At 41.5% G+C, this 7,060-nt stretch carries 7 protein-coding genes and 1 tRNA gene; 2 read left to right on the forward strand and 6 right to left on the reverse strand.

All coding sequences use genetic code 11. From position 1 onward, the window contains the following. The first annotated feature begins 28 nt into the window (after positions 1–28). On the forward strand, positions 29–661 hold the full coding sequence (gene nth / locus QNM18_RS07135) for an endonuclease III (RefSeq protein ID WP_211009902.1): 633 nt from the start codon (positions 29–31) through the stop codon (positions 659–661). Positions 662–853: 192 nt separating this feature from the next. On the opposite strand, the gene QNM18_RS07140 is transcribed toward nth, so the two are convergent. After that, entirely contained in the window at positions 854–1,366 is a 513-nt protein-coding gene (locus QNM18_RS07140) for a hypothetical protein (RefSeq protein ID WP_211009903.1), read from the reverse strand. 164 nt (positions 1,367–1,530) lie between these two features. Between QNM18_RS07140 and QNM18_RS07145 the strand changes: the two genes are divergently transcribed. After that, positions 1,531–2,583, forward strand: a complete 1,053-nt coding sequence (locus QNM18_RS07145; RefSeq protein ID WP_284136752.1) for a helix-turn-helix domain-containing protein — start codon at positions 1,531–1,533, stop codon at positions 2,581–2,583. A gap of 119 nt (positions 2,584–2,702) precedes the next feature. Here QNM18_RS07145 and QNM18_RS07150 read toward each other — a convergent pair whose 3' ends face one another. From QNM18_RS07150 to QNM18_RS07170, 5 genes are all read right to left on the reverse strand, one after another. Then, a complete protein-coding gene (locus tag QNM18_RS07150) occupies positions 2,703–3,380 on the reverse strand; it encodes a hypothetical protein (RefSeq protein WP_284136753.1) in 678 nt (225 codons plus the stop codon). Between the two features lie 344 nt (positions 3,381–3,724). Next, positions 3,725–4,474, reverse strand: coding sequence for a helix-turn-helix transcriptional regulator (locus QNM18_RS07155; protein ID WP_284136754.1), 750 nt, complete (start codon positions 4,472–4,474; stop codon positions 3,725–3,727). 73 nt (positions 4,475–4,547) lie between these two features. Then, entirely contained in the window at positions 4,548–4,886 is a 339-nt protein-coding gene (locus QNM18_RS07160; protein WP_284136755.1) for a DUF3703 domain-containing protein, read from the reverse strand. Between the two features lie 186 nt (positions 4,887–5,072). Continuing rightward, positions 5,073–6,653, reverse strand: coding sequence for a methyl-accepting chemotaxis protein (locus QNM18_RS07165; protein ID WP_211009907.1), 1,581 nt, complete (start codon positions 6,651–6,653; stop codon positions 5,073–5,075). A 288-nt stretch (positions 6,654–6,941) separates the two neighbouring features. Next, positions 6,942–7,017 (reverse strand) — tRNA-Glu (locus QNM18_RS07170). Positions 7,018–7,060 lie beyond the last annotated feature (43 nt).

Here is a 7,060-nt window from a genome sequence, read left to right on the forward strand (position 1 = left end):
ACCATAGCAAAACACTGAAAAAACCGTCATGAATAAAGCAAAACGTTTAGAGATCTTAACTCGTTTACGTGAAGACAATCCAAACCCTGAATCAGATCTTGAATACAGCTCCCCATTTGAGCTATTAGTCGCGGTAACCTTGTCCGCTCAAGCCACAGATGTAGGCGTTAATAAAGCCACACGTAAACTGTTTCCTGTTGCCAACACCCCCGAAGCTATCGTAGAGCTAGGTGTTGAAGGATTAAAAGAGTATATCAAAACTATAGGTTTATATAATTCCAAAGCCAACAATGTTTATAAGCTTTGCCAGATCCTAATTGAAAAGCATGGCTCTGAAGTCCCTCAAGACCGCAAAGCATTAGAGGCGTTGCCAGGGGTTGGTAGAAAGACCGCAAATGTGGTACTCAATTGTGCATTTGGCTGGCCAACCATTGCGGTAGATACCCATATATTTCGAGTGTCCAATAGAACGAAATTCGCCATGGGCAAAGATGTCGTCGCCGTCGAAGAGAAACTAGAAAAAGTGGTTCCAAGAGAGTTTAAAGTCGATGTGCACCACTGGCTGATTTTGCACGGCCGTTATGTTTGCACTGCGCGAAAGCCAAAATGTGGCTCCTGTATTATTGAAGACTTATGTGAATTTAAAGAGAAAGTTGAATAGCAGTTTAACTTTTTAACCTCTCTGGCTGCCGCTTTTTGGAATTCGGGGCTATGTGCTATTAACTCCTTAAGAGCGGCAAATAGCAGTCCGCTCTCGCAATTGCTCAAACGTGATATAAAGCAGCGAAGGGTGTGGCATCTGCACACCCCCTAGATATCATCACTGTTACTGTTTTGATTACATTTATTGTTATCACTTATTATTGTTAATTGACTTTTTCTGTCTCCAAGGTTCAATTGGTTGCGTAAAATATCTCCACCAAACATATTTCCATGGGACCAAAATAATCAGCACACAAATTCCAATGATCGATGCTTTCACATTTACAATGCCAGGGATCTCTTGGCCTGCCAGAAATGGCGGTAGTGCGACAACAGCCAACCAAACTATTTTCCAAGCCATTTCATAGATCATAACCGGAAGAAACGCTAAAGGGCGAAATACGCCTCCAATTGCCAATATCGCAAGTGTGAATAACATAGAGTGCCCGAGCCCTCTCCAATTACTCCATTGCGAAGCGCCTTCTAGAAGATAATTCAATTGCTTTGAGCCCAATACGATGACCATAGCCGCAAAAATTATTCGAAGCCCCCAAGTCTTCCAAAGCGCGACTTTTGGAGCGCCATCTCGCATCGGATCAAACTCGTTACTATTATCACTAGTTGCATAACTGCCTTCATAATCACTCTTAGATTTTCTTCGCATAACCATACCTTGTTTTCTAAATTTCACCTCAATGCTGCCATGGGGGTGAGCTTAAAGAGCATCGAATTTGAAAATCGATGCTAAAAAAAGGCAATAAATCATAAGATTATCGAAAAAGAACAAAATTAATGTAGAATCACTGTAAAAGTAGGAGGGAGTATAAAGTGGATCTGCTAAAAATTGCGCAGCTAGTTACTGTAGTGCTATGTCTTGCATTTGCCATCATTCATTATCGCCTTCGAAAAACACATGTTTTACATTTAGCGTTCGCCTTTTTTTGTGCATCGTCGTCAATGCATATTGCATATAAATTAACAGACCACTATCTATCCCCCTATCATCATCTGATAGGTATTCTCGGTTTTGCCACTTGTAGCGGATACTGGCTATTTTCACGTGCATTTTTCCGAAAAGCCAAGCCAATAAATCGCCATCACCTCCTTTTTGTCGGCTTACTCGGGGCGTGCTTGATATTGAGACACCTTTTGCGCTTTTCTGAAAAGATGTGGCTGCTAGATACAAACTGGCTACCTGTGTTAATAACCGTTTTATCAGAAGCGATTGCAATATTCTCTTCAGGTATGCTCATTCTCGCGTTTTGGGAAGGCTATCGAGTGTTACACAATGCAACGGCAATACAACATAAAATAACCACAATTTATCTGTCTTCATTCATGATTTGCATTGTCAGTGTAATGCTAGTTGCCGCAGCTCTACCAACCGGATTTTTGGCTGGTACAGGACGAGATTGGCTTGTGGTTTTCGCCTATACTTTAATACTGACCAGCACACATGGGCTGATCCGATTTCGCCAACAGCGGCTTAATCTACAAGAAAAAAATACAGAGCCAAACCTTGAAGAAGAAATCACGCTTGCTAGCCAAATTCAAACATTGTTGGTTGAGGAAAAACGCTTTTTAGAATCAAGTTTGCGAGTCGCCGATATTGCTCGAGAGCTAGATGTTCCCGAATATCGAATCCGCGCGATTATGCTCAATAGTTTCAATGCCAAAAACTTTAATCATTACGTCAACCAAATGCGCATTGAATACGCTAAAACTTTACTTAGTGCACCCGATAAACAAGACTGGCCCGTACTTGTTGTTGGCATTGAAAGTGGTTTTGCTTCTGCCGCCCCTTTTACCCGTGCATTTAAAGAGTTTGCTGGTTGCACCCCGGGGCAGTATCGCAAGCAACAGCTCGCTACCAGAAGCTGACTCGATAGAGTGTTGTAGAAAGCGATGTGCACACCGGTGAAAAACACAAAATAACAAGAGCAGCCTATATTGCTTGAAGACTGCTCGAAAATATTATTTTTATTAACACGGGTCGCAAATCATGACGCTTTTACAGTTCGCTTCAATACCAACCACCGCTTTACCAAGACACTCGTGCCAAGAGTATCTTTTAATCTATTGTGCCAACCTGTAAAAAGCACTCTGATCAACCAATAAAAAAGCACAGCAATCATAAGATAAATAAGGGCATTACTGTCTATAAAGCCTGGCCATCTATCTGATGTATTAGCGGAAAAAGACATAACGGCACCTAACAAAGCAAAACACGCTCTCCATGTGTGCCTTGCTATTCGATGTTTGCCACTAAGGCCACCACCTAAAATCATCTTAAGGTCTAAACACGCAGCCATCAGCGCCACCGATGCATGAATAGTAAAAATTGTTTTAAAAGTCGTAGAAAGCTCAGTAGCTGTATAAACAAAGTAAAATAGATCTAGGCTGACGTACAAGATTAAACACATTGCCAGCACGTCAAAAGTACCCGTTGACCGCTCTTTTCTTAAGACTATGGTCCAAGCGGTTACGCCATAGTAAAATGTCAGCAGTGACATGGTTAGGCCGCCATTAAAAAAAGCGGCAGTGACAGTCATGACTACCATAGCTAAAAAAAATAGATTGCCGGACCACCTGTGCCAGAGCTTTCCCTTAGTAAAACTTAAAGCGCCTATACCAAACAACAACAAAAATGAACCCGCCATAATGTGTATTGTGAGCATTACGTCTCCTTGTGACCTCGAGCTATGCCATGGGTGGTTCAGCTAAATAGTCAGCTCCGACTAATTCATATTAATGCCCATCCACACCATTGACTTGGTTAGTTTTTAAACATGTTATTTTTGGTAATTTGGCATAACAACAAGACATTGGACACCTATGAAATGTTACAAAACATGAACGCTCTCATCACTTGAGTAACTTTAAATTGTAAGTCAGTTACCTACTAAATATAAAAAACAGTACATTTTGTGATTTATGGCGTTGAACTAGCTTGGAGAAAAAGAAGCTATATTAGAAAAACCAAACCCACAAAAACCTCTATGACAAACATTTAAACTTATTTCTAACTAATTAATAAGCTTTTTGCCTGTCTGATTGTCATACCAAATGTACTTCTAAATGTGCGGCTCAAATGCGCGCTGTCAGAAAATCCAGCGCCATAGGCTGCTTCTGTAGCCGTTGCTCCATTCATCATCATCTGCAATGCACAGATCATTCTTCTCCATAATAGGTATGGTCGCCACGCTATCCCGACTTGCTGTGAAAATAGATGCAAAAAACGACTCTCAGATAAATGACATTTTTGCGCCACCTCTTTTGCTCGCCACTGATTGGGTTTAGTACATGAAGCGGTGAAACAAAGATTTAGCTCGTCCAGCAGTTCACCTATACGAGGATCGGTAACAATACTTAGATCAGTATCTAACAAGCTCCCATCTAAGTTTATTGCGGCTAGCAAACTGGCAAAGTGACCAAACGCATCACCTTGATGCTTTATTGGCAATTCAATGTCAGCTCCTTGCAATATTGGCATAGACACCCAAGACTGGCTATTTAACCTCTCTTTTAAACTTTGTCCTAACATGCTACTTGGCTCAATCAATAGCACCCACCCCTTAGTCATACTCAGGCAGTGAGTTTGCCTTGAATCAATGATCGCAACACTCTGAAGCGTTTCTCCATTCAAGATACACATAGCATCGCTGTCAGGCCAGATAAGCTGCATGGCAAGATGGCTATGATAATCAGCATCTATACTCTCGCCATATGTCAGTACTAAGCCTGTCTTTATCCAAACATTAGAGTTTGTCACTTAAGTGCCTATTAATCTTCTTTTACCAACAGTGTATCTGCAATCCTAGTCACAATACTAGCGACTTGCATGTTCAATCACGTAAGAGCTTTCGAAGATCATCTGGTATTGGCATAGGCCTAAACGGATTCACATTTGCCCCTCCAGTATTCCCTTTTGGCACCCAAATGCGGGAGAAAATAATCGAGGCAAATATTCTCAAGACTTGCCCAAGCACCTCTTTTTTATCACCTGTTTTAAAACCTACTTTTAGCATCCACCAATGACTTAGGGTATGTCTGAACACATAGGACTGCCCTAATATATGCGCTCTTTCAAGGTGGAGAAAACAGTTATCAAAGTCTCCCTCCAAATACAGTACTTTTGCCGTTATCAATTCATGTTGGAAAGCTTGTCGTAGTTCTTTGTTCATATGATACCTATGTCGTTTTGAGCAATGAGACAAATTCGCTCTTTCTTTAACAAGCATCATAAATAGTGTCGGAATAATAAAATTGAATAAACTGGCTATTTGTTTGCTTTTGACATCGGCGTAGTCGGCTAGCTGTATAAAAGTGTTGAGGGAAAGAGCGTGCAATCACGCCCGTTACCTTGTTATTTACCCTTGAAACTTAGCAATAAATTGATCAACCAAAGACTTTTGATCCGACAGTGCCTTTTGGGTATTTGACATGGTTTCTAACGACTTATCAGAGCTTTGTAATGAGTCAGTTGCCAATTGCGAAATAGTCACGGCATTATTGTTTAACTCATTACTCACCCCTGACATTTCTTCTGTTGAAGTGGCTATTTGATAGTTCAAGCTAGAGATATCATTAACGATGGCATTGATGCTATCCAAAGACGCCTTAGTACCTTCTGCTTTTTCGACACACTGTCCTGACTTTTCAACGCCATTTTGGATCGCTTGCACAGCCCGCTCAGCTCTCTGTCTCAGATTCGCGACAATATCATCTATCTCTTTGGTAGAGTCTTGAGTTCTTTGAGCCAGTGCCCGAACCTCGTCCGCGACCACAGCAAACCCTCGACCTTGTTCCCCAGCCCGTGCGGCTTCAATCGCTGCGTTAAGTGCAAGTAGGTTCGTTTGTTCGGAGATCCCTCTGATCACGTCTACAACGCCGCCTATATTCACCGTTTGCGCATTCAAATCTTCAATATCAGACTGCGTTTGCGTCAACTCTTCAGACAAGGTGTAATTGTTCTCCATATTTTCATTAACCGCTAAACTGCCCTCTTTGACTGATTTTAGCGCCGCTTCAGATTGAGATGCTGCGTTGTTGGTATTCGAGGCGATCTCTTGAATCGTTGCTGTCATTTGATTAATCGCCGTTGCCAATGAGCCCGTTTGTGCCTGCTGGTTGTTGAGCAACTGTGCACTTTTATCACACTCATCTACAGTTTCTTTCGCATGTTCACGTACGGTATCACTGGCATCTTTAACTCGTCCAAGCACGGCTCTTAACTCAGATTCTCGCGCTAACAAAGCCAATTCAATTGCTGCGATGTCATTGACTTTGTTGATATAAATTTTCTGCATCAATGGGTTATCATAAACCTTACGCGCTTTTTCGCTTAACTCGCGAACAGGCAACAACCTTTGATATGTCAATGCCAATGCAATAATCACCAGTACAGTCTCCAAAATATAAGACCATGGCGAAGGCAAAGACGCAAAAACCATACTCAATATGTAAAATACTCCAATAATCAACATCATTTGAGTAGACAAAGACATTGAAGCTCGAGTAAAGCTTTCCGCCGATGCACCATCATTGAGCTTTTGGTAGATTTTTTCTGCTCGATTGACTACAGCACGATCGGGCTTTGTTCTTACTGATTGGTATTCTACAGTCTGGCCACTGCCATTTGTAATTGGTGTGACATAGGCATTCACCCAGTAGTGATCCCCGTTCTTGCAGCGGTTTTTTACCATACCCATCCAAGGTTTACCTGACTCGATATAGTTCCATAAGTTTTGAAACGCGGCCTTAGGCATACTTGGGTGTCTGACAATATTATGTGGTTTTCCCTCTAGCTCATGAAGTTCAAAACCAGCAACTTCACAAAATTGGCGATTCGCATATTTAATTTGGCCTTTGGTATTGGTGGTAGACAGCAAATTATAGGAGCTGGGGTAGTCGTACTCTCGGTTGGTTACCGTGGATCTTCCTTTAGTCATAGCAACTCACTCTAAATAAAAAAGCAATAGTAAGTGATAACGCTAATGCGAGCATGACAAAAATGACTAAAAATTGTTCTAAATCAAGCTTATGGGATTGGGTTACATTGAAATCTTGCCCAGTGACAAAAACTCAATAAACAATATCTTGATGGATATCGCACTTTATTTACCAAAGTCATTAAACACGAACGTCACATGCGCACTGCATAGTAAATTAAAGTTAGCAAAGGGAATTTAATAAGCAAGATTAATGAAGAATATCATTCTAAGAGAAGTAGAGTAAAGTGGCGTCCCCTAGGGGATTCGAACCCCTGTTACCGCCGTGAAAGGGCGGTGTCCTAGGCCTCTAGACGAAGGGGACACAATTTTGTGTCACTAGGACTGGTTATTTAGACTCTCACCAT

This window comes from Pseudoalteromonas obscura (assembly GCF_030135505.1).
GTDB classification, from domain to species: Bacteria; Pseudomonadota; Gammaproteobacteria; order Enterobacterales; family Alteromonadaceae; genus Pseudoalteromonas; species Pseudoalteromonas obscura.

Bases quoted from the DNA above. Each gene is read 5' to 3' on its own strand.
- nth (WP_211009902.1), top strand. From the start codon at position 29: ATGAATAAAGCAAAACGTTTAGAGATCTTAACTCGTTTACGTGAAGAC.
- QNM18_RS07140 (WP_211009903.1), bottom strand. From the start codon at position 1,366: ATGCGAAGAAAATCTAAGAGTGATTATGAAGGCAGTTATGCAACTAGT.
- QNM18_RS07150 (WP_284136753.1), bottom strand. From the start codon at position 3,380: ATGCTCACAATACACATTATGGCGGGTTCATTTTTGTTGTTGTTTGGT.
- QNM18_RS07160 (WP_284136755.1), bottom strand. From the start codon at position 4,886: ATGAACAAAGAACTACGACAAGCTTTCCAACATGAATTGATAACGGCA.
- QNM18_RS07165 (WP_211009907.1), bottom strand. From the start codon at position 6,653: ATGACTAAAGGAAGATCCACGGTAACCAACCGAGAGTACGACTACCCC.